At 68.6% G+C, this 22,838-nt stretch carries 19 protein-coding genes; 10 read left to right on the plus strand and 9 right to left on the minus strand.

Features of this window, described 5'->3' with window-relative positions:
- A partial coding sequence (locus GCU67_RS20530; protein WP_163613242.1) for a LysE family translocator occupies positions 1–633 on the minus strand: 633 nt, incomplete at its 3' end.
- A 139-nt stretch (positions 634–772) separates the two neighbouring features.
- Here GCU67_RS20530 and GCU67_RS22945 point away from each other — a divergent pair.
- Positions 773–1,225 (plus strand): Lrp/AsnC ligand binding domain-containing protein, encoded by a 453-nt coding sequence (locus GCU67_RS22945; protein WP_163613244.1) that lies wholly within the window; start codon positions 773–775, stop codon positions 1,223–1,225.
- A gap of 898 nt (positions 1,226–2,123) precedes the next feature.
- On the opposite strand, the gene GCU67_RS20540 is transcribed toward GCU67_RS22945, so the two are convergent.
- From GCU67_RS20540 to GCU67_RS20550, 3 genes are all read right to left on the minus strand, one after another.
- Positions 2,124–3,803, minus strand: a complete 1,680-nt coding sequence (locus GCU67_RS20540) for an alpha-amylase family glycosyl hydrolase (protein ID WP_163613246.1) — start codon at positions 3,801–3,803, stop codon at positions 2,124–2,126.
- Positions 3,804–3,862: 59 nt separating this feature from the next.
- A complete protein-coding gene (locus GCU67_RS20545) occupies positions 3,863–4,921 on the minus strand; it encodes a substrate-binding domain-containing protein (protein ID WP_163613248.1) in 1,059 nt (352 codons plus the stop codon).
- 366 nt (positions 4,922–5,287) lie between these two features.
- A complete protein-coding gene (locus tag GCU67_RS20550; protein ID WP_211661818.1) occupies positions 5,288–6,301 on the minus strand; it encodes a LacI family DNA-binding transcriptional regulator in 1,014 nt (337 codons plus the stop codon).
- Between the two features lie 199 nt (positions 6,302–6,500).
- On the opposite strand from GCU67_RS20550, the gene GCU67_RS20555 reads away from it, so the two are divergent.
- The 5 genes from GCU67_RS20555 (at position 6,501) to GCU67_RS20575 (ending at position 13,723) form a co-directional block, all read left to right on the plus strand.
- Positions 6,501–7,769: a sugar ABC transporter substrate-binding protein gene (locus GCU67_RS20555; protein WP_211661819.1), complete on the plus strand. Its 1,269-nt coding sequence runs from the start codon at positions 6,501–6,503 to the stop codon at positions 7,767–7,769.
- Positions 7,770–7,982: 213 nt separating this feature from the next.
- Positions 7,983–9,494: an ABC transporter permease subunit gene (locus GCU67_RS20560; protein ID WP_211661820.1), complete on the plus strand. Its 1,512-nt coding sequence runs from the start codon at positions 7,983–7,985 to the stop codon at positions 9,492–9,494.
- The gene (locus GCU67_RS20565; protein WP_246215474.1) at positions 9,494–10,432 is read left to right on the plus strand and encodes a sugar ABC transporter permease; all 939 of its coding nucleotides are present in this window, start codon (positions 9,494–9,496) and stop codon (positions 10,430–10,432) included. Before GCU67_RS20560 ends, GCU67_RS20565 begins: the two co-directional genes overlap by 1 nt.
- A gap of 52 nt (positions 10,433–10,484) precedes the next feature.
- A complete protein-coding gene (locus tag GCU67_RS20570; protein WP_163613254.1) occupies positions 10,485–11,681 on the plus strand; it encodes a sn-glycerol-3-phosphate ABC transporter ATP-binding protein UgpC in 1,197 nt (398 codons plus the stop codon).
- A gap of 131 nt (positions 11,682–11,812) precedes the next feature.
- Positions 11,813–13,723 carry a glycoside hydrolase family 13 protein gene (locus GCU67_RS20575; RefSeq protein ID WP_211661821.1) on the plus strand — a complete coding sequence of 637 codons (1,911 nt, stop codon included), beginning with the start codon at positions 11,813–11,815 and terminating at the stop codon, positions 13,721–13,723.
- Between the two features lie 60 nt (positions 13,724–13,783).
- Here the strand turns inward: GCU67_RS20575 and GCU67_RS20580 are convergent, their stop codons facing one another.
- The 3 genes from GCU67_RS20580 to GCU67_RS23145 form a co-directional block, all read right to left on the minus strand.
- Positions 13,784–14,665: an aldo/keto reductase gene (locus GCU67_RS20580; protein WP_163613256.1), complete on the minus strand. Its 882-nt coding sequence runs from the start codon at positions 14,663–14,665 to the stop codon at positions 13,784–13,786.
- A gap of 441 nt (positions 14,666–15,106) precedes the next feature.
- Complete coding sequence (locus GCU67_RS23140; protein ID WP_211661822.1) at positions 15,107–15,571, minus strand: hypothetical protein; 465 nt, start codon at positions 15,569–15,571, stop codon at positions 15,107–15,109.
- Positions 15,572–15,657: 86 nt separating this feature from the next.
- On the minus strand, positions 15,658–15,993 hold the full coding sequence (locus GCU67_RS23145) for a recombinase family protein (protein ID WP_246215479.1): 336 nt from the start codon (positions 15,991–15,993) through the stop codon (positions 15,658–15,660).
- Positions 15,994–16,561: 568 nt separating this feature from the next.
- Between GCU67_RS23145 and GCU67_RS20590 the strand changes: the two genes are divergently transcribed.
- The gene (locus GCU67_RS20590; protein WP_163613258.1) at positions 16,562–18,160 is read left to right on the plus strand and encodes a methyl-accepting chemotaxis protein; all 1,599 of its coding nucleotides are present in this window, start codon (positions 16,562–16,564) and stop codon (positions 18,158–18,160) included.
- Between the two features lie 272 nt (positions 18,161–18,432).
- Positions 18,433–19,584, plus strand: coding sequence for an IS30 family transposase (locus GCU67_RS20595; protein ID WP_163613260.1), 1,152 nt, complete (start codon positions 18,433–18,435; stop codon positions 19,582–19,584).
- Positions 19,585–19,759: 175 nt separating this feature from the next.
- Here GCU67_RS20595 and GCU67_RS20600 read toward each other — a convergent pair whose 3' ends face one another.
- Positions 19,760–20,617, minus strand: a complete 858-nt coding sequence (locus GCU67_RS20600) for a GGDEF domain-containing protein (RefSeq protein ID WP_338105190.1) — start codon at positions 20,615–20,617, stop codon at positions 19,760–19,762.
- A 402-nt stretch (positions 20,618–21,019) separates the two neighbouring features.
- Between GCU67_RS20600 and GCU67_RS20605 the strand changes: the two genes are divergently transcribed.
- Entirely contained in the window at positions 21,020–21,697 is a 678-nt protein-coding gene (locus GCU67_RS20605; protein ID WP_246215475.1) for a GAF and ANTAR domain-containing protein, read from the plus strand.
- Between the two features lie 122 nt (positions 21,698–21,819).
- Positions 21,820–22,263 (plus strand): DUF1775 domain-containing protein, encoded by a 444-nt coding sequence (locus GCU67_RS20610; protein WP_211661823.1) that lies wholly within the window; start codon positions 21,820–21,822, stop codon positions 22,261–22,263.
- 175 nt (positions 22,264–22,438) lie between these two features.
- Here GCU67_RS20610 and GCU67_RS20615 read toward each other — a convergent pair whose 3' ends face one another.
- The gene (locus GCU67_RS20615; RefSeq protein WP_163613270.1) at positions 22,439–22,723 is read right to left on the minus strand and encodes a hypothetical protein; all 285 of its coding nucleotides are present in this window, start codon (positions 22,721–22,723) and stop codon (positions 22,439–22,441) included.
- Positions 22,724–22,838 lie beyond the last annotated feature (115 nt).

Genomic DNA, 22,838 nt, shown 5'->3' on the forward strand with positions numbered 1-22,838 from the left:
GCGGGTGACGATGCGGGCGGCGCTGGGGCGGGCGCGCAGCACCCGTCGGGCGGCCAAGCCCACCGCGAGGTAGACCACCGCGCAGCTGGCGATGTGCACCAGACCCAGCGTGATGATCTGCACCGCCAGGGGCCAGGCGGCGTCGGGGTCGGTGAACTGGGGCAGCAGGGCCAAGAAGAGCAGGAACACCTTAGGGTTCAGACCACTGACCCCGGCACCCTTGAGCACGCGCCGTGGCCATGGTGTCTGGCTCATCGTCTGGTCCCGGGGTGCATCGGTGAGCCCGGCACCCCCGCTACTGGAAGACACCGAGACGGGGACAGCGCTGGGAATAGGGACAGCGCTGGGGATGGCGCCAGGGCTGCGCAGCATCGCCACGCCCAACCAGAGCAGGTAGGCGCTACCCACAGCGGTCAGTGCGGTCAGGACCAGCGGGTTGCCCGCCACCAGCGTCGCAACCCCGGCGGCGACGACGAGGGTGGCGCCCAGGTGCCCAGCCAGCAGCCCGGCGACGGCCGGTAGGACGCTGCGGTCGCGTAGCCCGGCGGTGATGGCGTAGGCCCAGTCGGCCCCCGGGGTGAGCACGAACAACAGCGAGACGCCCCAGAAGGCAGCGATGGCGGTGGCAGACATAGGTGGTGGCTCCCGAGCGAGGACGGCGTCGACAACGGCGCGTCATTACAGGCCCGCCACAGCAAGAATAAAAGTGATCGCCCGGAACGTGTTGCCAAGTATCCAGCCGTTGAGGCCTAAAAGGGGGTAATTTTAGCTTGTGGACGCCATAGACAAGCAGATCCTTGCAGTGGTTCAGGGTGAGGGACGGTTGAGCGTGACCGATCTGGCCGAGCGGGTGCGTCTGAGCGTCTCGTCGTGTCATCGGCGCCTGCGGGCCTTGGAGCATTCAGGGGTGATCGCCGGCTACCGGGCGCAAGTGGATCCGGTGGCGGTGGGCTTGTCTTTCGAAGCATTGGTCTTCGTCACGATGGCTGCCGCCGACCGGGCCGGCATCGAGGCCTTCGAGCAGGCGGTGAGCACCGTGCCGCACGTGGTGCAGGCGCAGCGGTTGTTCGGGGACCCGGACTACCTGCTGCGGGTCCTCACCCGTGACCTACCGGCGTTCCAGCAGCTGTACGACGAGCAGCTGACAGAGCTACCGGGAGTGCACCGGCTGAGCTCGACTCTGGTGATGAAGACCGTCGTGGCAGACCGAGCACTGCCTCTGTGAGTGAGGGGATGCGTCCGGCGACTTCTAGACGCTCCGCGCGTGGACGATCAGGTGAGCGTCAGCTCCGCTGAGGCCCTGACTGTCATCATCCACATGTCGAAATTATGTGGGGATCGGTGTCAAGGGGCTCAGGACGCGGACTGGCCAAGGTCGTCGAGCAGGCGGGTGAAGAACTCTTGGCGAGCGGTTGATCATGCTCGGCGGCGTGGTCGTGCTGGGCTTGCAGGGTCGGCCGGAAAGCGATCGAGGTCTGGAAGAAGGTGCAGGTCTCGCAGACCGACTCGAAGGTGCAGTCTAGGCGTGCTGAGTTATCTGTTGACCGCAATCTCACGATCGACCCGGCCGCCGTGCTCCGCGCAGTACGCACCGTCGAGCGCCGCTCCCGGCTGATCTCGGGAAGTCGCTCACAACCCACCCAGCTCACAATGACCGGCTCCGCGCACTCAAGGCCGTGCAGAGCGGCTCGTGGCGTTGCTCATTCGCTGCCTTTAGAGGCTCAGCAGGCTCGTTGAGCGGCTCGTGACGCACTCGTCCGTGGCGGTTCGACCGTGAAGGGGCTCATGGAGAGGCACATCGGCGAGGTGCCGCAAACCCGCCGACGGCTGGGGGTCAAAGGATGCCGTAAGACCGGAGGACCGCCGGGTCGTGTGCGTAGTCGCCTTGGGCGTCTCCACTCAGCGTCCGGAGGGCCTCTTCGACGAGATCCGTCAGTCAGATTGCGTGATGACACGCGGTGCACCAACGTCTCCGGTCGCCCAGGCATGGCTTGCCCGTTGCTGGCCGCTCCGGGGGGATGCCATCGCTGACTTTACGCCATACGATGATTGACCCTGCCGGATCCACCCGCCCGTGAGGGACGGGTGGATCCGGCCGTCCCTCACGGACGGGTGGCGCAGCCTCAGGACGCCCGGAACTGCAGCCACACGGTGGTGTTGGGCGGGACGGTGCCGGCCCCTAGCGGGCCGCTGGCGAGGAGAACCTCACCAGCCGGCAGGTCGATGTCGGTGTCGGAGAGGTTGGTGATGCTCTCCCAGCCGGTCGAGCGACGCAGCCGGAGGACCTGTGTGGCGGCGGTGAGGCCAGCGTCGATCCACTGCAGTGACTCGTCGCCCTCTAACTCACGGCGCAGCCGGAGTGCGGCCCGGTACAGCTCGAGGGTGGAGCCCTCGACGCCGTCCTGGGCTTCGGCCGACCACTCACCGAAGGAGGCCGGCTGCGGCAGCCACGCGCCGGCGTCGCCGAAGCCGAACGACGATCCCTCACGCGTCCAGGGCAGGGGTACCCGGCAGCCGTCCCGGCCCTTTTCGGCGTGCCCGGTGCGCTCCCAGATCGGGTCCTGTAGGACATCCGGTGCCAAGTCGGCGACTTCGGGCAGGCCGAGTTCCTCGCCCTGGTAGAGGTAGGCCGAGCCGGGCAGGGCCAGCATGAGCATCGTCGCCGCCCGGGCTCGTCTGAGGCCTCTTTCGTCGTCCGGGGCGGGCGTGGTGCCCCCGCTGCGCAGCCATCCGTTGAGGTCGGTGCCGGCGGGCAGTGCGTAGCGTGACCGGTGGCGGACGACGTCGTGGTTGGACAGCACCCAGGTCGCCGAGGCGCCCGCTACGGCCGCGGCTGACAGGGCACTGTCGATCTGCACTCGAAACTGCTCAGCCGACCACGGTGCGATAAGAAACTCGAAGTTGAACGCCTGGCCCAGCTCGTCGGGGCGGGCATAGAGAACGCGGCGTTCGGTGGCCAGCCAGGCCTCGGCGACGGCGGAACGGGGCGGGTCGTAGGAGTCCAGGACCTTGCGCCACTCGCGGAAGATCTCGTGCACCTCTTCCCGGTCGAACAGCGGGTGACTGCCGTCCAGCGGCAATCCGGTCACTGAGTCGGGGTGGCTGCCGCCGTAGTTGCGCAGCGGCTCGCTGAGGTCCTTGGCCAGGGCGTGCGCGACGTCAACGCGGAAGCCATCGACGCCCCGATCGGACCAGAAGCGCAGGGTGTGCAGGAAGTCCTCGCGCACCTCCGGATTGCTCCAGTTGAAGTCCGGTTGCTCGCGGGCGAACAGGTGCAGGTACCACTGGCCGTCGGGCACCCGGGTCCAGGCTGGCCCGCCGAAGTGCGACATCCAGTCCGACGGCGGCTGGCTGCCGTCGGGGCCTGTGCCGTCCCGGAAGACGTACCGGTCACGCGCTGGGGAGCCCGGTGCCGCGGCAAGCGCCTCGGCGAACCAGGCATGCCGGTCGGAGCTGTGGTTGGGCACGATGTCGACGATGACCTTGATGCCGCGGCGGTGGGCCTCGGCGACCATCTCGTCGAACTGCTCGAGGGTGCCCAGCCGGGGGTCGACGTCGCGATAGTCGTCAACGTCGTAGCCGCCGTCGGCCAGAGCCGAGGGGTAGAAGGGGCTCAGCCAGACGGCGTCCACCCCGAGCTGCTGCAGGTAGGGGAGCCGCTCGGTGACGCCGGCGATGTCGCCGAGGCCGTCCCCGTTCAGATCGCGGAAGCTGCGCGGGTAGACCTGGTAGACGACGGCCTGATGCCACCAGTCGGCGGACGCGTCGGGGATGCGGGCAGGGGGAGGAGAGGTGTCGGGCACGGGACTCCTTCGGAGGGTGGGGAGGGGTGGGTGGCTGGTCGCAGAGGTCGGTGCGTCGGCTACGCGCTGAGGAGGGCCGTGGTCTGCCGGACCACGAGCTCTGTCGGCAGCTGCACGTGCTCGGCAGCCACTGGGTGTCCGGCATGGGATCGTTCGATTGCGCTGTGCAGCGCGGCTGCGGCTGCCCGGCCCTTGGCGTCGACGTCCTGCCGCACCGTGGTGAGCGTTGGCCGCAGCCGGCTTGCCAGGGGGCTGTCGTCGAAACCGACGACCGACAGGTCTGCGGGGACGCGGCCGCCCAGGTCCACGGCGGTGCGAACCAGCTCCGCGGCCATGGCGTCGGAGAAGCACAGCACCGCCGACGGCGGGTCCTCGATGTCAAGAAGCAGCCGCGCGGCCACCGACGCGTCGTCGTAGGCGCTGGGCTGGCTGGACACCAGGGGAGACACTCCGGCGGGTACGAGCGCGTCGAGCCAGCCCTTGAGACGCTGCCGCGACGTGTGTCCCACGGCGTCCTCGGGTCTTGGTAGCCCGACCAGTCGTGGCCCGGGCCCGAGACCGGCGGTCAACACCCCCACGTGTCGGTGGCCGAGATCGAGGAGGTGCTCGGCTGCCGTGCGGGCGCCATATCGGTCGTCGACGTTGACGCCGGCCATCCCGGCGGCGGGGTCCTCATCGATGAGGACGAGGGGCACACCTCGCCGGACCAGCCAGTTGACGGCCTTGGACCCCGGGGCGACGGCGCAGACGAGCGCGCCGTCCATGGGCACGTCACGGGCGGGCAGGACATCGCCGTGCTCGCCCGGTGGCAGGAGTGTGAGCCCCAGCCCGGTGGGTGCCAGCGCATCGGCGACGGCGCCGAGGAAAGTGGTGAGCACCTCGTCGGTGAAGGCATGGCGCAGGGAGTCCGGCAGCAGGACCCCGACGGCCCCGGTGGTGCCGCGGGCGAGCATGCGGGCGGTCGGGTCCGGGCCCACGTAGCCCAGTTCCTCCGCCACCGCCAAGATCTTGTGCCGGAGCTGCGAGGAGAGCTGGTCGGGCCGGGAGAAGGCGTTCGAGACCGTCGCTCGGCTGACACCGACACGGTCGGCAACGGTTTGCAGCGTGGTTCGGCGCACGGTGCGTCCACCTCCCCGATGATCGGCGACCTGATGCTGAACCGGTTCAGCAGGTGGGGGAACTGTACCGGTTCAGACGCGCTCGGCGCGATGGCAGCCGATCCGCGTCGGAGGAGGCCATTGCTCGTCGTCGACCCTGCGGACGCCTTGACCGCGGCTTCGCCGCTCTGTGCGGGCGTCGGGCGGAGTGCTAGGCACACGCCTGCAGCGGGCGAGAGGTGGTCGGTGACCGGAGTGCGTCAGGGGCTGGCCTTGCTCCTGACCGCACTGACCCGCCCGGCCATCTTTCTCGCGCATCGCGGGCTGGCCTGCTGAGACCACGTCTTAGCAGGCGGCGGGTCCTCTGGTCGGGAGATGGCGGGTGGGTCAGGAGCGGGGTGGTCCGATGGACTCCCGCAGTCGCACCGGCATAGCAACGTGGACCGGGTGTTCCGCGAGTGCTCCGTCGGTCATCAGGAGTCGAATCGCTTCGGCGGCCATCTGGCGGTGGGGCAACGCGATGCTCGACAGCGGCGGCTGCAGCCAGGCCGCCAGGTCTGAGTCGTCGAACGAGACGACGGACACGTCAGTGGGTATCGAGCGCCCGCGCGCCTTCAGCGCCTGGTAGACCCCTAGTGCAACCCGGTCGTTGAGACAGATCACGGCCGACGGGTCGCCGCCGTCATCCAGGAAAGCGCCGAATTGCTCGTACGCCGGTTCGGGCCACCACTTGCAGTCGACGGTGCCGGCCAACTCGGTGCCGGCATCACTGAGCGCTTGTCGGATGCCCTCGGTGCGCTGCGCGCCGGCGAGCACCTGTTCCCCTGGCTCGCCCACCAGCCAGATGGCCCGTCGGTGGCCGCGGTCGAGCAGAGCGCACGCCGCGTCCCTGCCGGCTTGGCGCTCGTCGGGGATCACCGCGGGCGAGCTGTTGTCTGCAGCCAGGCAGTTCAACAGTACCGTCCGCTCGAAATGCAGCTCCGCAGGAATCTGCACCTCGCGGGTAAAGAGGCTAGCGTAGACGTAGGCGTCGACGTGTCGGGACGCCAGGTCGCCGATCAGCGACGCCTCCAGCTCCGGGTCCCCTCCGGTCTCGCAGACGAACAGCAGGTAACCGTGCTCGGCAGCGGCGGCGATGGCCCCGTAGACGAGGTTGCCCGCGTAGGCCTCCGTGGCGACGGTGTCGCTGATGAACGCGATGCTGCGGGTCACCTGGGTCCTGAGCCCCTTGGCCATCAGGTTGGGCCGGTAGCGGAGCTCGGTGGCGGCGCGCAGCACCCGGCGGCGGGTCTCCTCAGCGATGCGCAACTTTTGGTCCTGGCCGGTCAGGACGTAGTGGGCCGTGGTCTTCGAGGTACGCGCCTGGTCGGCAACGTCCTGCAATGTGACTCGGTCGCGCACAAAGGCATCCTCCCATGCACCGGGGCGGTCGATGACGGTCAGATCTCACTCATGTAACGCGCCCTTGACAGCGGACCATCAGCTCCTCTTCACTAATGCTGAATCGGTTCAGCAGTGATATGGATCACTGCTGAACTGAGCGCGACACACCGATCAACGGCGATCTCAAGGGAGTCTGATGCGCACGCGTGGATGGAAGATGGCGATCACTGCGGTCGCCCTGGCGACGACGGCGGCCGCCTGCGGCGGCGGGGACAGTGGCGGAGTCAGCAACGGTGATGCCTCGAGCGAGAGTGGGGGGAGCGCCTCGAACGCCAGCGCCGGCGACCTGCTCATCTGGACCGGCACCGGGCCTCAGGGGGAGGCCATCCAGCAGATCGCCGAGGGTTTCGGTGAGGAGAACGGCGTCAACGTCGAGGTCGAGCTCATCCCCGGCACCGACCTGCAGGCCAACTTCATCACCGCATCCCAGGGCAACAACGCTCCTGACGTCGTGTTCGGGGCCCACGACTGGATCGGCAACCTCGTCCAGAACGGGTCGATCGACCCGATCCAGCTGCCGGCCACGGTGAAGGACGACCTGCAGCCGAAGGCGGTTGAGGCCATGACCTACAACGGTCAGGTGTACGGGATGCCGTTCACGTTCAACAACCTCGTGCTGTACCGGAACACCGCGCTCGCCCCAGATGCGCCGGCCACGGTCGAGGACATGGTGGCCGCTGGAAAGGCGCTGCAGGCTGACGGCAAGGTCGCTGAGGTGGTCGCCTGGCCGGTCGGCCAGACGGGCAACCCCTACTTCATCCAGCCGCTCTACACGGCCGGTGGCGGCTACTTGTTCGGAACCGGTACCGACGGCGGATTGGACAAGGCTGACGTCGGCGTGGCCAAGCCCGAGGCCGTGGCCTCGTACCAGAAGATCGGTGCCCTGGGCGAGAAGGGCGAGAACGTCCTCAAGCGTTCCATCAGCACCGACAACCACACGGCGTTGTTCACCGAAGGCAAGAGTGCGTACATGGTCAGCGGGCCGTGGGACCTGCCGACCGTCGACAAGGCCGGCATCGAGTACCAGATCTCAGCGATTCCCGGCTTCGCCGGCGGCGCACCGGCTACCCCGTTCATCACGGTGGACGGGACATACGTGGCCAGCAAGGGTAAGAACAAGACCCTCGCTCAGGAGTTCGTGACCAACTACTGGTCCCGCAGCGACATCCAGACGTCCTACCAGGAGAAGGCGCAGGTCGTCCCGGCCTCGCAGGGGGTGCTCGAAGCGATCCGGGGCTCACAGCCGCGTGTCGCGCAGTCCGTCGACATCGGTGCCGCGAACGGCCAGATCATGCCCAGCTTCCCCTTCATGGCGGGCGTCTTCGACTCGCTGGGCAAGGCCGAGGCGGCTGTCGTCTCGGGCGCGGACCCGGCAGCGACCATTGCCGGTGCAGCCACCGCTATTCAGGACGTCGCCGGCGGCTGATGCAGGTCGAGTGGCGGGGGTGACGGGCCGGCGCGAGCCCCCGTCGCCGCCGCCTCGGATCAGGCGGAGCTCCACTACCGACCGTGGGAGGTCGACATGGCTCGCTCGACCGTGGACGTCGAGACAGCTCGGCATGATGGCGTTCCACCATCAGGGAAGAGGAGTGCCCGCCTTGGGCTCGGGGCAGACGGCACCAGTAGCCCACTGGGGCTGGTGCTTAAGATCGGCGCCCTCGCCGTCTTCGCGGCCCTGGCCGTCTGGGGGGCCCTGCCCCTCATCAGGACGCAGGACTGGATCGGGCTCGCGATCCTGGTCGCGGTCACCGTCCTGGCCTTCTACGTCTATCTCTCCCCGCGCACGATCCCGCTCAAATACCTGCTCCCGGGCACGCTCTTCCTGATCGTCTTCCAGATCCTGCCGGTGATCTATACCGTGAACACGGCCTTCACCAACTTCAGCGACGGCCACCGCGGCAGCAAGGAGGAGGCGGTCACCGCCATCGAGAGCGCCTCCGTCCAGCAGGTACCGGACTCGACGATCTACACCCTCACCATCGCAACACAAGGCGACCCCGCCACAGGCGACATCGTGTTCTTGCTGACCGACCCGAGCAGCAACGAGATGTACGCCGGGACGGCCGACGGCTTGAGAGGGTTGTCCGCCGACGACGTCGACCGGACAGCCACGGGCAAGATCACCGCGGCCGGTGGGTACACCGTGCTGAACATCCAGCAGGCGAGTGCCCGCCAAGACGACCTCAACGCCTTCAGCGTGCCGACCTCGCAGGGCGCGATCAAGGCGCAGGGTCTGTCCCAGGCCTTCGAGGGGGCGCCCCAGCAGAACTACGACGCCAATTGCGACTGCGTCACCGACACAGTCACGGGGGCCGTCTGGACGGCGGACGACAAGAACGGTGCGTTCGTCAACGACCGTGGTGAGGCGCTGGCGCAGGGCTGGAAAGTCAACGTCGGCTTCACCAACTTCACCCGCGTGCTCACCAACGACACCATTCGCGACTCATTCGCCCGGATCGTGATCTGGAACTTCGCCTTCGCGATCATCGTCGTCGCGATCAACTTCGCGCTCGGACTGCTCGTAGCGCTTGCGTTGAACAACCCCCTGGTCAAGGGGAAAAAGATCTACCGGTCGCTGATCATCCTCCCCTACGCCATGCCGGCCGTCGCCATGTACCTGGTCTGGCGAGAAATGTTCAACACCGACTTCGGGCTCATCAACCGACTGCTCGGCACGCACATCAACTGGTTCGGCGGCACCGCCACGTCGATGGTCGCGATCCTGCTCGTGCAGCTGTGGCTCGGCTACAACTACATGTTCCTGGTCATCACCGGCGCACTGCAGTCCATCCCGGCGGACCTGACCGAAGCCGCCGGCGTGGACGGGGCCAAGCCGTTCTACGCCTTCCGGACCATCACGTTCCCGCTGCTGCTGGTGTCTCTGGCGCCCCTGCTCATCTCCTCGTTCGCCTTCAACTTCAACAACTTCGCCGCCATCTTCCTGGTCAGCAGGGGCGGCCCGTTCTCGCCAGACAACCCCTCGGCTGGGGGAACGGACCTGCTCATCACCTACACGTATCGGCTCGCGTTCGGCGGGGGAGGTGCTGACTACGGGTTTGCAGCGGCAATCTCCGTGTTCATCTTCCTCATCGTCGCCGTCGTGTCGATCGTTGGCTTCACACGTACCCGAGCTCTGGAGGAGGTCAACTGATGGCCAGCATCGGCAACCAGGCCGGCCCGCAGATGATCGGTGCGGTCGGTGAAGGCCCACCAACCGAGGTCGTCCGTCTTGGCACCGCCAAAGGCAACTGGTTCACGCGAGTCGGCTGGAGCCACCTCGTCGGCATCCTCGCACTCGCCTTCTCGCTCTTCCCGATCGTCTTCGTCGTCTCGGCGGCTTTGAACCCGGTCGGAACGCTGAGTTCCTCCAGCCTCATTCCCAGCAACGTCGGTTTCGACAACTTCGGCAGCATCCTGTCCGGCTCGTTCCCACGCTGGTTCCTGAACAGCCTGATCATCGGGGTCCTGTCCGCCGCGCTGTCGATGTTCATCTCCGCGTGTGCTGCCTACGCGTTCTCCAGGTTCCGCTTCGTCGGACGGCGTCCAGGGCTCCTGGGCATCCTGCTGATCCAACTCTTCCCGCAGTTCCTGGCCATCGTCGCCCTGTACCTGATCTTCACCGAGGTCACGCAACTGTGGCCGGCGATCGGACTGAACTCGATCTGGGGCCTGCTGTTGCTCTACCTTGGCGGCGCCCTGGGTGTGAACACGTGGCTGATGAAGGGATTCTTCGACACGATCCCGAGGGACCTCGATGAGTCAGCCAAGGTCGACGGCGCTACGCATGCGCAGATCTTCTTCGGGATCATCCTCCCGCTGGTGCGGCCGATCCTCGCGGTCACCGGGCTGCTGGGTTTCATCGGTGCCGTCAACGAGTTCCTGATTGCCAGCGTCTTCCTGACCGACGACTCGGTGAAGACCGCCGCCGTCGGGCTCTACGGGCTCCTCGCGGACGAGCAGGCGAAGAACGCACGATTTGGCCTCTTCGCTGCGGGGGCGGTCATTCTCGCCATCCCCACGGTGGCCCTCTTCCAGTTCCTCCAGCGCTACATCGTCGGCGGGCTCACCGCCGGCGCTGTGAAGGGTTGACCCGGTGTTCCGGGTCGGCGCGCCGACCCGCTTTCAGACTCAAGGAGTTCCGGTGGCCGAGGTAGTGCTCGAAAAGGTCAACAAGCAGTATGACAACGGCTTCCACGCCGTGCACGACCTGGACCTCGACATCGCCGACGGAGAGTTCCTGGTGCTCGTCGGGCCGTCCGGGTGCGGTAAGACCACGGCCCTGCGGATGGTGGCCGGGCTCGAGGACATCACCACAGGCACCCTGCGGATCGGTGGCCGGGTGGTCAACACGCTGTCCTCGCGCGACCGGGACATCGCGATGGTGTTCCAGTCGTATGCGCTTTATCCGCACATGACCGTCGCAGACAACATCGGCTACGGCTTGAAGCTGCGGCGCATGGACAAGTCAGACATCGACAAGAGGGTCCGTAAGGCGGCGGACATGCTGGAGCTCGGCCCGCTCCTCGACCGCAAGCCCAAGGAGCTCTCCGGCGGCCAGCGGCAACGGGTGGCCATGGGGCGAGCCATCGTCCGCGAGCCGCAGGTGTTCCTCATGGACGAGCCGCTGTCCAACTTGGACGCCAAGCTCCGTGTGCAGATGCGTGCAGAGATTGCGCAGATTCAGCGGGAGCTCAAGACGACGACGCTCTACGTCACCCACGACCAGACCGAGGCCATGACGATGGGGGACCGCATCGCGTTGATGAAGGCCGGCGTCCTCCAGCAGGTCGGGGTCCCCCAGCAGCTCTATGACCACCCGAACAACATCTTCGTGGCCGGTTTCATCGGTTCACCGCCGATGAACCTGGCCACCGCCAGGCTGAACCGAGCCGGCCAGGGCTTCGAGCTCTCCTTGGGCAGTGCCGTGCTATCGCTTCCGGACACCGTGCTGGCCGAGCGACCGGCACTCGCGGCGTACGCGGGCCGGGAGGTGGCGGTGGGCATCCGGGCCGAGGACATGGAGGACGCCGCCCTGGCTCGCGACAGCAGCGCACAGGGACGCCTGCGGGCGAAGGTGACCCTGACGGAGGCGCTGGGATCTGAGATCGTCGCGCACTTCGCGATCGACGCACCGAAGGTGGTCACGTCTGACACCAAGGAGTTGGAGAAGGACGCCCACGTCGATGGCCTCCTCGCGGCACACCAGGCCATCAACACCTTCGTCGCTTCCTTCGCACCCCGATCGCGGGTCCGGCCCGGCGACGAGATCGAGATCGTCGTCGACCGCGAACGGCTGCACTTCTTCGACCCAGTGACGGGTGTCGCCGTCCGTTCATAGCGCTGGCGCGAGGCGCGTCGGCAGCCGGGTCCGTCACCCGGCGGACCCGATCGGGGCGCCGGCCCCATCAACAGCCAGCCGGACCACCGCTCGAGGGAAGGTCCGGCTCGCATTCGTCACGGAGGAGACCCATGACCGAGTCCGGGGATGTGCCGGGCCGTGACAGGCTCGCATCGGGCCTGGCGGGCGGCGATCACGCGCACAGTCTGTCGCTGCCCCACCACGACGGTTCGTTGCTCTATGTCCCCGAGGACGCCCCGGAGCTGGGGCGCACCGCCACGGTCTTCGTTCGGGTCCCGCGTGAGGACGGTGCCACTGAGGTGCATGTTCGGTCGACGCCGGACGCAGAGGTGAAGTTGTCCAGAGGGGTGGTGGACCGGACGACGGAGACGGAGACGTGGTGGCGCTGTGAGGTGCCCGTGCGGAACCCCGGAGCTCACTATCGTTTTCTGTTGCAGGGCGGCCCCCGTGGCTATCGCTGGCTGACAGGCACCGGGCTGCACCAGCACGAGGTGAGCGACGCGATGGACTTCCGGTTCACTGCAGCGCCGCCGCCCCCGGAGTGGACGCGCGACGCTTTCGTCTACCAGGTCTTCCCCGACCGGTTCGCCCGATCCGCCGCCGCTGACGAGCGGCAGGTGCCCGCCTGGGCGGCGCCGGCGCGCTGGGACGATCCCGTCGACGCCCACGGACCCACCGTTGCGACCCAGCTCTACGGCGGTGACCTCGACGGCATCCTCGCCCACCTCGACCACATCGCCGGACTGGGCGCGGACACGCTCTACCTGACCCCGTTCTTCCCGGCTGAGTCCAACCACCGCTACAACGCGACCGACTTCGGCGCGGTCGACCCGATCCTGGGAGGAGACGAGGCGCTGGCGCGGCTCAGCCGTGCGGTCCACGGGCGGGGGATGCGGCTGATGGGGGACCTGACCACGAACCACTCCGGCGACACCCACCGCTGGTTCCGGTCGGCGCTGGCGGACCCCAGGGCTTCGGAGAGGGCCTTCTACTACTTTGCCGGTCCTGAGTCCGACGAGTACGAGATGTGGCTCGGCTACCCCTCCTTGCCCAAGTTCGACTTCGCGTCGGCGGAGTTGCGCCGACGCCTCCTGAAAGGACCGGAGAGCGTGGCCGGCCGATGGCTGCTCCCGCCCTTCCACCTCGACGGCTGGCGCATCGACGTCGCGAACATGACCGGTCGCCGCGCTACAGACGACTACAACGCCGAGGTCGCGCGCGAACTGCGGGCCACGTTGGCCGAAGTCGGCGACCAGGCGGCGCTCATCGCCGAGCACAGTTTCGACGCCAGTGCCGACCTCGGCGGCGAGGGCTGGCAGGGCGTCATGGACTACTCCGCCTTCACGACCCCCGTACGGTCGTGGCTGCGGGACCCGGGGACCCAGGAGCACCGTCCTCCCGGTCTGCCACCGCTGGTGCCCCGGCTGCCCGCGGAAGCAGCGGCAGCGACAATCCGCGAGCACTACGCGCGGCGTCCCTGGCGAGCAACCGCGACCTCCTGGTCCATCCTCGCCAGCCACGACACCGCACACATCCGCACCATCGTGGGCACACGAGAGATGCAGGAGGTGGCGGCGGGCCTGCTTTTCACCATGCCCGGCGTCCCCATGGTCTTCGCCGGCGACGAGATCGGGTTGACCGGCACATTCGGTGAGGACGCTCGCATTCCGTTCCCGTGGAACCGGCAGGACACCTGGGATTTCCAGACACTGGCGACCTACCGAGAGCTCGCCGCCCTCCGCCGCGGATCCGAAGCTCTGCGCCACGGCGGGCTCCGGTGGGTCGCGACGTCGGGAGACACCCTCGCCTATCTGCGCGAGGCCCCCGGCGAGCGGCTCCTGGTGCTGGCCCTTCGGGCGCCGGCGCTACCCCTCAGGTTGCCGGCTCGCGGGCTAGGGATGCTGGACGCCGATGAGGCGCCCAACGTGTTCGGCGGCGGAGCAGCTCTCAGCGCCCGTGGCGGTACGGAGGTGGTCCTTCCGGGCGACGGCCCGACGTTCCAGGTCTGGCGCCTGCCCTAACCCCGTCCGCCTGAAGGCTGGTGCTCGCAGATGTCTGGACGACACGTCGCTCCGGCGGCTTCATACCTCGCCGGACCACTCGGCCTCGTGTGGCCTGAAAGCGTCCTCCCATTGATGCGCCTCCTCCAGCGGGAGCGGACCTCGATCTACCGCCATGGCCGCATGAGCCAGGTGACTCAGGCTCGAGGTCCCCACGATCGCCGTGCTCACACCTGGAGTGAACGCCGAGAACCGGATGGCGGTCCCCACCCAGTCGTCAGCCTGCGGCTGAACGTTCATGTGCCTCAGTCGCTGCCAGTACGTCTCGCCATAGACCCCGATCGGACGCTCGCGGTAGCGCCAGGCTGCGTTGGCCAACGGGCGCTTCGCCACCACCCCGATGCCGCGCTGGCGAGCGAAGGGGAGCACTGCTCGACGGGAGTGCTGGTCAGCGATGTTGACCGAGGTCTGCAGCACGTCGAACAGACCTGATTCCCCGGCCCAGCTGAGGGCGACGTTCTCCCCGCTATAGCCGGCCGCCAGGACCTTCCCCGCCGAACGACAGGCAAGCAACGCCTCCACGACCTCACCTGTCTGGAGGACCTCGACCGGGCAAGAGTGCAGGAACATCACGTCGATCCGGTCGGTCTGCAGCACGCGCAGCGCCCGCTCGACGCCCTCCCGCACCGCCCCCGCCGTCCAGTCCTCCTGCCCCGGCACGTCGTAGCCAACCTTCGTGGACAGGACGACCGCCTCCCGATGAGGAGACATCCACCGACCGAGCCGCTCCTCAGAGGCCCCGTAGCCCCGCGCCGTGTCGATGAACGTGACGCCGAGTTCGAGGACCCCATCCAGGAGGACACGCGCCTCCCGCTCCGTCATGTCCCCGACATCGATATGACCGGCGCCGAAGCCCAGCGCACTGACGGTGAGAGACGACGAGCCGAGTGGACGCTGCAGCATCGTGCGACCTTAACGGCGGCGGGCTGGTCAGCCGGCCCCGTCGGCGCCACCTTCGTCCTGGGACCGGGACTGCCCCGACGACGGTCGACTCGTCGGGTGTCGTGGTCAGTCCCGGCCGCACCAATAGAATCAGGCACAGCAAGTCGAGGTCGTCCGTCACGGACGCCCTATGCATGCTCAGCTGCGGGTGTCGTCCTCGGCTGTAGACCGGACGCGGGTCAGGGCCGCGCCCAGCCGGGATAGGCCGACTGAGCCCAGCGCGCGAGCCAGAGGCGTGGGGTACGTAGGTGTCATGGCAAAATGGGCCGCGGTGGCGACGGAAATGCGTTCCTGAGCCATACCTGACCCCGTACTCACCACCGCCTGACTGCCTCGGCGGCGGACAACCTCCTTACCTTGATGAGCCGGCAAGACTCAGCGTCAGGCGGTCAACGCAGCAGCCTACAGGGCAGCGACATGCTCATCGACGAGGTAGCCGCAGGGCTGGGCGAGGGTAACGACGACGGGTTTGCGTTGCCCGTCGACGCGGGCGTACTGCTCCTCCAGGCCGGTGGTCGGGTCTGCGCAGACCGGAGAGGTGGGGGAGTGGCCGATCGACCATGTGAGCGCTTCGAGGTCTTCCCTACGTCGGTGCATCGCCCGCCCCAGAAGTTGGATGGCCGGAAGATCCGCGGGCGATGTTGCTTCGGGCGTCGGTTCGGTCCGCCGGCTACCTGGTTTCGCCAACTCTCTGGCGCTCTGCTCAGGATTGGCACCGATACCTGGCGGAACGGGTGCGCCGTCGGTCGTCTGCATCAGTGCGCGCACCAGAGAGCTGCGGCCGACGCAGAGGGTGGCCGCGATCTCGATCAGGGTCATGCCCTGGGCGCGCATCGCCTGCGCTGCAACGAGCCGGTCGGGGGTCATGACGGTGGGCGCCCACCGGCGCGGCCTCGGGCTCGGGCGGCGGTCAGGCCGGCGCGGGTGCGTTCGCTGATGAGGCGTCGTTCCATCTAGGCGACGGCGGCGAAGATGTGGAAGACGAGCTCGCCACCGACGGTGGTGGTGTCGATGGCCTCGGTGAGGGACCGAAACTGGGTGCCGTGGGCGCCGAGGTCGTTGATGATGGTGGTGAGGTCGGCGACCGAGCGGCCGAGCCGGTCGATCCGCCACACGGCGAGGGTGTCTCCGGGGCGGAGGAAGTCCAGGCAGGCGATCAGCTGTGGGCGGGCGGCGGTGGCGCCGGAGGCGTAGTCCGTGAAGACCCGCACCGCCCCGGCGGCGGTGAGCGCGTCGTGCCGCAGCGCCGGGTCCTGCTCGAGGGTGGACACCCGCGCGTAGCCGACCATGTCCACGCGCGCAGGCTAGCGGGAGCGGCCCACAAACGTCAGGGGTCGCAGGATTCGGGCCGTTGATTTCGGGCACGGGTTTTGGGCCGGTTGACCCGTCAGTCGACCTGGGCAAACGCCCGACGAGTCAAGAGGAGCACGGGGAGGCCCAGAAACGGGGGGTTTCGGTATCCGCCCGGTGACCTGTACGGGGACCGGCCGGAGGCCGGTTGGATCCGTTATCTGGCGGCGTGCCTCGGCGCCTTCCTCATGAGGAAGGACGCTCCGCCGGTTGTGGCGGACTCTCGTGGTCGATGCTCCGTCCTCCATCCCCGGGCGGTGCAGCGGCCATAGCTTCTCTCCGCCGTCTGGCATGACGCGGCAGGGGAGAACCGGTACAGCTGGTGAGACTCCCGGCCGATATCGACATGTGAATGCCAGCGCACGGTCACGTGCACTTTTCCGCTGACATCGCGAAACACCGTTCTTCGACGCGGGCTCAGCGCTCCGGGTGGTCAGTATGTGAGCACCCCGTCACCTTGTGCGCGACCCTTCCCGCTGTCGCCGCACGCTCGTCCAAGGAGCACACATGACCGCCGTTCAGCACAGTCGTCCGACCAGATGGTGGGGCGACCTGTCGGTCAGGTGGAAGGTCGGGTCCACGGTCGTGTGCGGGCTCGTGGTCGCGGGTGTCGTCGGTGGCGTCGGCCTCGACCGGATGGCCGGGATGGATAGCGCTGGCGCACAGCAGCAGGCGGGAACGGCTGCCGCCGGGCACCTCGCCGCAGCCCATGTGGCCTTCCTGGACACCCGGTTGGACGCCTACGGCGTGCTCTTCGCCGCACCGGAGAACCGGGCTGCGGCGCTGGAGAAGCTCAGCGCCGACGACGCGGCACTGGACGCGGCGCTGCAGCAGTACGGCGAGAAGGGCGTCCCGGTGCCCGAGGCGGAGGCGATCGAGCCGATCGTGGCCCAATACCGGGCTGCGCGGGCGCAGGCCGTGCTCCCCGCAGCGGCGGCTGGCGACATCGCCGGCTTCCAGGCGTCCCTGCCACAGGTCAGGGACCTGGGCGTTCAGGCGTTGACCGCGTTCGGTGATGCCCAGGAGGCGCAGCAGGCAGCGGCGGCGAAGATCCAGGGCGACGGGCACGTGGGCTACCTGACCTCGCGGAAGGTGCTGCTCGCGGTCATCAGTGTCGGGCTGCTGCTCACCTGCTTGGTGGGCGTTGCCGTCACTCGTGCGGTCACCCGTCCGCTGGTGCGCATCCGGGACGGGCTCCGCGCCCTGGCCGCCGGCGACTTGACGACGCGCACGGACGTCGACCGGAACGACGAGCTCGGTCAGACAGCTCTCGCGCTGGACGAGGCGCAGGGCCAACTGCGTTCGGTGCTGACCTCGGTGGCGGCCTCCTCGGATGCGGTGGCGGCGGCGTCGGAGGAGCTGTCGGCGTCGGCGGCGGAGATCTCCGCCTCGGCCGACGAGACCTCGGTGCAGTCCTCGGTGGTCTCCGCAGCCGCCGAGGAGGTCTCGCGCAACGTCGCGACGGTCGCCGCCGGCGCGGACGAGATGGGCTCGGCGATCCGCGAGATCAGCCAGAGCGTCAACGAGGCCACCCGGGTCGCCTCGCAGGCGGTCATCGAGGCGCAGACGACGACGGAGACCATCCAGGCGCTGGGCACCTCGAGCCAGGAGATCGGCGCGGTGGTCAAGACGATCACGTCCATCGCCGAGCAGACCAACCTGCTGGCGCTGAACGCCACCATCGAGGCGGCACGCGCCGGTGAGGCGGGCAAGGGCTTCGCCGTCGTGGCCAACGAGGTCAAGGAGCTGGCCCAGGAGACCGCCCGGGCCACCGAGGACATCGCCCGCCGGGTCGAGGCGATCCAGGCCGACACGACCCGCGCGGTGGCCGCGATCGGCGGCATCTCCGGGGTGATCGGGCAGATCAACGACTTCCAGCTGACCATCGCCAGCGCGGTGGAGGAGCAGACGGCGACGACGAACGAGATGTCCCGGTCGGTGCAGGAAGCCGCCGGAGGGTCGACCGAGATCGCCACCAACACCACTGCGGTGTCGGCTGCCGCCTCGTCGACCACGCAAGCGCTGGGGCAGACCCGGCTGGCAGTCGACGAGCTGTCCCGGATGGCCAGCGACCTGCGCTCCACCGTGGGCCGGTTCACCTACTGACAGCGACGTGGGGCAGGTGGTCGCCAGCCAGCTGCCCCACGAAGTCCGACTGGCGCGCTACGGCGCTCGCTCGCCTTGTGACGCGCACGCTTGAACCGGCAGCGTTTCGCCGATGAAGGCCGTTCTGTCGGCTTGGACTCGTCGGTATCAGCCGAGGTTCGTAGGCCCGAAACGGTTGGGTATCGGGCCGTCCGAAAACGGGGGCGGTCTCAACGGGTGCACGCAACAGCCTCTGCGGATGATCATGTGGTTGTGGTCTGGGAGGCGGTTCGGTGAGGTCGTTCGGGTTGTCGGTGGAGCAGCAGGAGCAGTTGTGGGTGCAGTGGCGGTCGGGTGAGTCGCTGCGGTTGATCGCCCGGTCGATGGGGGTGTCCCGCGGATCGATGCGTAGGTACGTGGAGGGCTGCGGTGGGGTTCGGCCACCGGCCCGTCGGCGGGGCCGGCTGGCGCTGACGGCGGCCGAGCGGGAGGAGATCAGCCGCGGGATCGCCGCCGGCGCCACGTGTCGGGCGATCGCGCGGGGCCTGGGCAGGCAGGCGTCCACGATCAGTCGGGAGCTGGCCCGCAACGGCGGGCGGGAGGCCTACCGGGCCGCTGCGGCCGACGCTGCCGCTGATGTGCGGGCGCTGCGGCCGAAGCCAGCGAAGCTAGCCGCACACGGCCGACTGCGCGCCGAGGTCGTGCGAGGGCTGGGTTTGGAGTGGTCTCCACAGCAGATCGCGGCACGCTTGGTCGTGGACTTTCCCGACGACCCGGACATGCGGGTCTCTCACGAGACGATCTACCTGACCCTGTTCGTGCAGGCCAGGGGTGGGTTGGCTCGTGAGCTGACCCGGTCGCTGCGCACCGGGCGGGCCACCCGCCACCCGCGCGGCGCCAAGCTGCCCACCGGCCGCGGGCAGCTGCGGGACATGCTGCCGATCTCAGCCCGCCCGGCCGAGGTCGAAGACCGGGCCGTGCCCGGGCACTGGGAAGGTGACCTGGTGCTGGGCAAGCTGCCCAGCGCGGTCGCCACCCTGGTGGAGCGCACCAGCCGCCTGGTCGCGCTGGTGGCGTTACCTGAGGGCAAGAAGGCCGAGCAGGTCCACCCCGCACTGGCCGCCGCGATCCAGCGGGTGCCCGCCCAGCTGCGCCGATCTCTGACCTGGGACCAGGGCAAGGAAATGGCCGAACACGCCCAGTTCACCGTCGCCACCGGCGTCACCGTCTACTTCTGCGACCCCAAGAGTCCTTGGCAGCGAGGCAGCAACGAGAACACCAACGGGCTCCTGCGCCAATACCTGCCCAAGGGTGCTGACCTGCGCACCTTCACCCAAGACGACCTCGACACCATCGCCGCACGCCTCAACGGACGACCCCGACAAACCCTGGGCTGGAAGACTCCCGCCGAAGCATTCAACGAGGTCGTTGCACAGACCCGTTGAGACCGCCGGCGTTTTCGGTCGGCGCGTTGGCCGGGTCGCTGCTACCTAACGTCCCCTACCGCATGCCTGCTCTCGAGACGTCAGGCTGGCAGGCTGAAATTTGGCGCGGACTGGCCGGTCCTTCGCTGGCGGAGGCCGGCGAAGACCTGATCGGACGGTAGGACAGGCGACGGCATCAGCGGGCGGTCCGGCGCCGCTTGCGGCTGTACATCGAGCGGTCTGCCATGGCCAGGAGGTGGTCTGGGTCTTCGCCGGGGGAGCCGTGGGCAGCGCCGATGCTGACGCTGAAGGGCGGCGATGCGTTCGGGATGAGGGGTGGCTCCTGCATTTGGGCCTGGACTCGGCTGACCAGTTCCGCCAGCTGTGACTCGTCGACGTCTGGGAACAGCATCACGAACTCGTCGCCGCCGAAGCGGGCGACCAGGTCGTGGTGGCCGGCGGACTCCTGCAGGCGTGCGGCGACCTCGATGAGCAGCTGGTCACCTCGGGCGTGCCCGTGCTGGTCGTTGACCGCTTTGAAGTCGTCGACGTCGAAGAACAGCAGTGCGCAGCCCCGCCCCGTGTCGGGGTCCAGGTGTTGCTGCAGCGCGTCGAAGAGCACGCCACGGTTCCATGTGCCGGTCAGGGCATCGGTCGTGGCCCTGCGCTGTACGAGGGCCTCGCGCTGGCGGTGCTCGGTGACGTCGATGGCGACCACCGCGATGGCGCACGGCTGGCCGGCGTCGTCGGTTACCACGCTGTTTTGCATGGACACCCGCCGCCAAGCACCATCCGCTCTGAGCCAGTCAGCCTCTTCGAGGAAGGACGTCCCGCCGGACAGAGCCTCAGCCACCGCCTGCTGTGCCGGAGCTACGTCCCCTGGGACGACGTAGACCTCCCAGAACGGTCGACCGAGCAGTTCGGTCTCCGCTTGGCCGGTGAAGCGCTCCATGGCCGGGTTGACGAGCAGGATTCCGCCGTCGTTACCGATCATGACGACCAGCGCCGTCGTCGCGTGGACGATGGCCTGCGTCAGCTCCACGGCCGGTACCACGGCAGCTCCTTCCATGCCTCGCCCATCGGCCCGGACACAGCCGTACTTGCCACGCTGACAGCCGACTCACCCACGAGGGGGACTGTCGCTGGAACGCGCGGTCAAGCTGCCTGCGCCGGTGGGGACCAAGCGCGTCCGGTCTTGCATGGGCGCCGTGGCCGGTGCGCTGCGGGCTCCTGCGGGCACGGCTGTTCGTCATCTGTGGTGCGCCACTGGCGGAGACGGTGAGGTTCGGTGTGGCCGGATGGATGGGTGTCGTCGTAGGGCGGGGAGCAAGGCAAGCAGCGGAAGGAGCTGCCGTCAACACCGGACCTGGTGCAGGCAGCAACTCTGTAGGTTTGCCTTATGACAGCTCGGGAGCCCGTGAGTGAGGTTCCATCTGCGCCGAATCTCGGTGAGGTGATGAGCCATGCCGCCAGGGCGCTGCAGGAGGAGCACGGCGACGTCGAGGGCACGCTCCAGGCGATCACCGCCCTGGCGGTCGGGACGGTGCCCAACGCTGAGGACTGCAGCATCAGCTACGTGTTCGCCCGCAAGCGGGTCGAGCCCCGTGCTGCCAGCAGTGAGCTGCCTGGCAAGGTGGACGCGCTGCAGGGGGAGATCGGGCAGGGGCCCTGCCTGGATGCGGTGTGGGAGCAGGAGGTCGTCCGGGTCGACGACGTCCGCGCCGACGAGCGCTGGCCGGAGTTCGCCGCGAAGGCATCCGACCTCGGTGTGGGCGCCATGATGTGTTTCCAGCTGTTCGTCGAAGGCGACCAGCTGGGCGCCCTCAACCTCTACTCCCGCACACCTGGCGCCTTCGACGACGAGTGCGAGGAGATCGCGCGGATGCTCGCCGCCCACGCGTCGGTGGCGCTGGCCGGCGCCCAGCACGAGTCCAACCTGCGGAAGGGGTTGGACAACCGCGACCTGATCGGTCAGGCCAAGGGCATCCTCATGGAGCGGCACAAGCTCACCGCCGACCAGGCCTTCGGCATCCTCGCCCGGGTGTCTCAGAACATGAACCGCAAGCTCGCTGACGTTGCGCGTGAGCTGAGCGAGACCGGCGCCGTCCCCGACCCGGCGGCAAGCGGGGACTGACTACTCGGGGATGGCCCCGAAAGCCGTCTCCTGGATCGACCAAGCCTGGCCAGTGCGCCCGTCAGTACCCGAGCGCCACAGGGTGCAGCAGTCACGGAGCGAGCGCCGACACCGGGCCTGGCGTGGACGCCGAGTACAGCGTCACCGTCGCCCAGCTCCCCGCAGGAACGACGGAACTGGCCTTCCCCATCCTGCAGCGGTACTCCGATGGCCGGGAGGACGCCTGGATCGAACCGGTCACCGACGCCGTCCCCGCCCCGGCGAAGCCAGCGTCGATTCTGTCGATGGCCGCCGCTCCCGGCGGGGCCACCTGCGCGCCGCCCACGCCTGTGCCCTCTGCGGCTGGTTGGTCTGCGGTGTCCACCAGCGCCGCCGAGACGGCCGCGGCGTCCTCTCCGCAGCTCGAAGAGGACACCGCGGCGCAGGTGAGCGGGAAGGGCAACGGCGTCGGGGTACCGGTGGTCGTGGGGTCGATCGTCGTGCTGGTCGCTCAGTGCTGCGGCAGTCTAGGTTGTTTGCCGGCGGCGCGCATGAGCCGACTCCACAGCGCCCGCGAGGCGGCCTAGCCCCAGGTATCACCCAGCCCGGTCAGGGTCGACCTGGTCATCCGCGAGAACTGATCGGCGCGGGGGGTCACTGGGGCGTCAGCTGCAACCACGATCTGCGGGTCCTCGCCTTGAGGGGCGCCCTGGCAGCCACAGGGGTGATCGCCAGGGCGCAGCTGCACAGTAGTGGTAGCCGTTAGAAGGGCGGGGCGTTCTGCTCGGCTGGTTCGATGTTCCAGGCCGGGGTCCAGCGGCCGACGGCGAAGGCGAACCCGGGCGTGGTCTCCCGGTGGTACTCGACGCAGCCCAGCCAGCCGTCGCCGCGGTGCTCGTCCCGGGTCCAGGCGTGGAGCAGGGCTGGCGCGTGCCACTGACCGGACCACCGGACGCGCACCGGCACGGGTGGGGTCAACATCCGTTCGGCGTCCTCGAGGGCGGTGGCGAGGTCGTCCCAAGAGGTGACGGTCAGGTGATCGGGCACCGGTAGCTGCCGGGGTGGCCAGCGGGGATCGCGGGGTGGCACCGCGCCCACTATCGGCGGCGGCGCCGACAGTCTCGGGCTGGACCGGCCTGGCGGCCGGTGGCTTCGCCGTGGT

This window comes from Modestobacter muralis, from assembly GCF_010682105.1.
Classification (GTDB): Bacteria; Actinomycetota; Actinomycetes; order Mycobacteriales; family Geodermatophilaceae; genus Modestobacter; species Modestobacter muralis.

Excerpts from the sequence above, each read along its gene's own strand:
- GCU67_RS20605 (WP_246215475.1), top strand. The coding sequence starts at position 21,020 with ATGAGCCATGCCGCCAGGGCGCTGCAGGAGGAGCACGGCGACGTCGAG.
- GCU67_RS20565 (WP_246215474.1), top strand. The coding sequence starts at position 9,494 with ATGGCCAGCATCGGCAACCAGGCCGGCCCGCAGATGATCGGTGCGGTC.
- GCU67_RS23145 (WP_246215479.1), bottom strand. The coding sequence starts at position 15,993 with ATGGTCGGCTACGCGCGGGTGTCCACCCTCGAGCAGGACCCGGCGCTG.
- GCU67_RS23140 (WP_211661822.1), bottom strand. The coding sequence starts at position 15,571 with ATGACCCCCGACCGGCTCGTTGCAGCGCAGGCGATGCGCGCCCAGGGC.
- GCU67_RS20575 (WP_211661821.1), top strand. The coding sequence starts at position 11,813 with ATGACCGAGTCCGGGGATGTGCCGGGCCGTGACAGGCTCGCATCGGGC.
- GCU67_RS20580 (WP_163613256.1), bottom strand. The coding sequence starts at position 14,665 with ATGCTGCAGCGTCCACTCGGCTCGTCGTCTCTCACCGTCAGTGCGCTG.
- GCU67_RS20590 (WP_163613258.1), top strand. The coding sequence starts at position 16,562 with ATGACCGCCGTTCAGCACAGTCGTCCGACCAGATGGTGGGGCGACCTG.
- GCU67_RS20555 (WP_211661819.1), top strand. The coding sequence starts at position 6,501 with ATGGCGATCACTGCGGTCGCCCTGGCGACGACGGCGGCCGCCTGCGGC.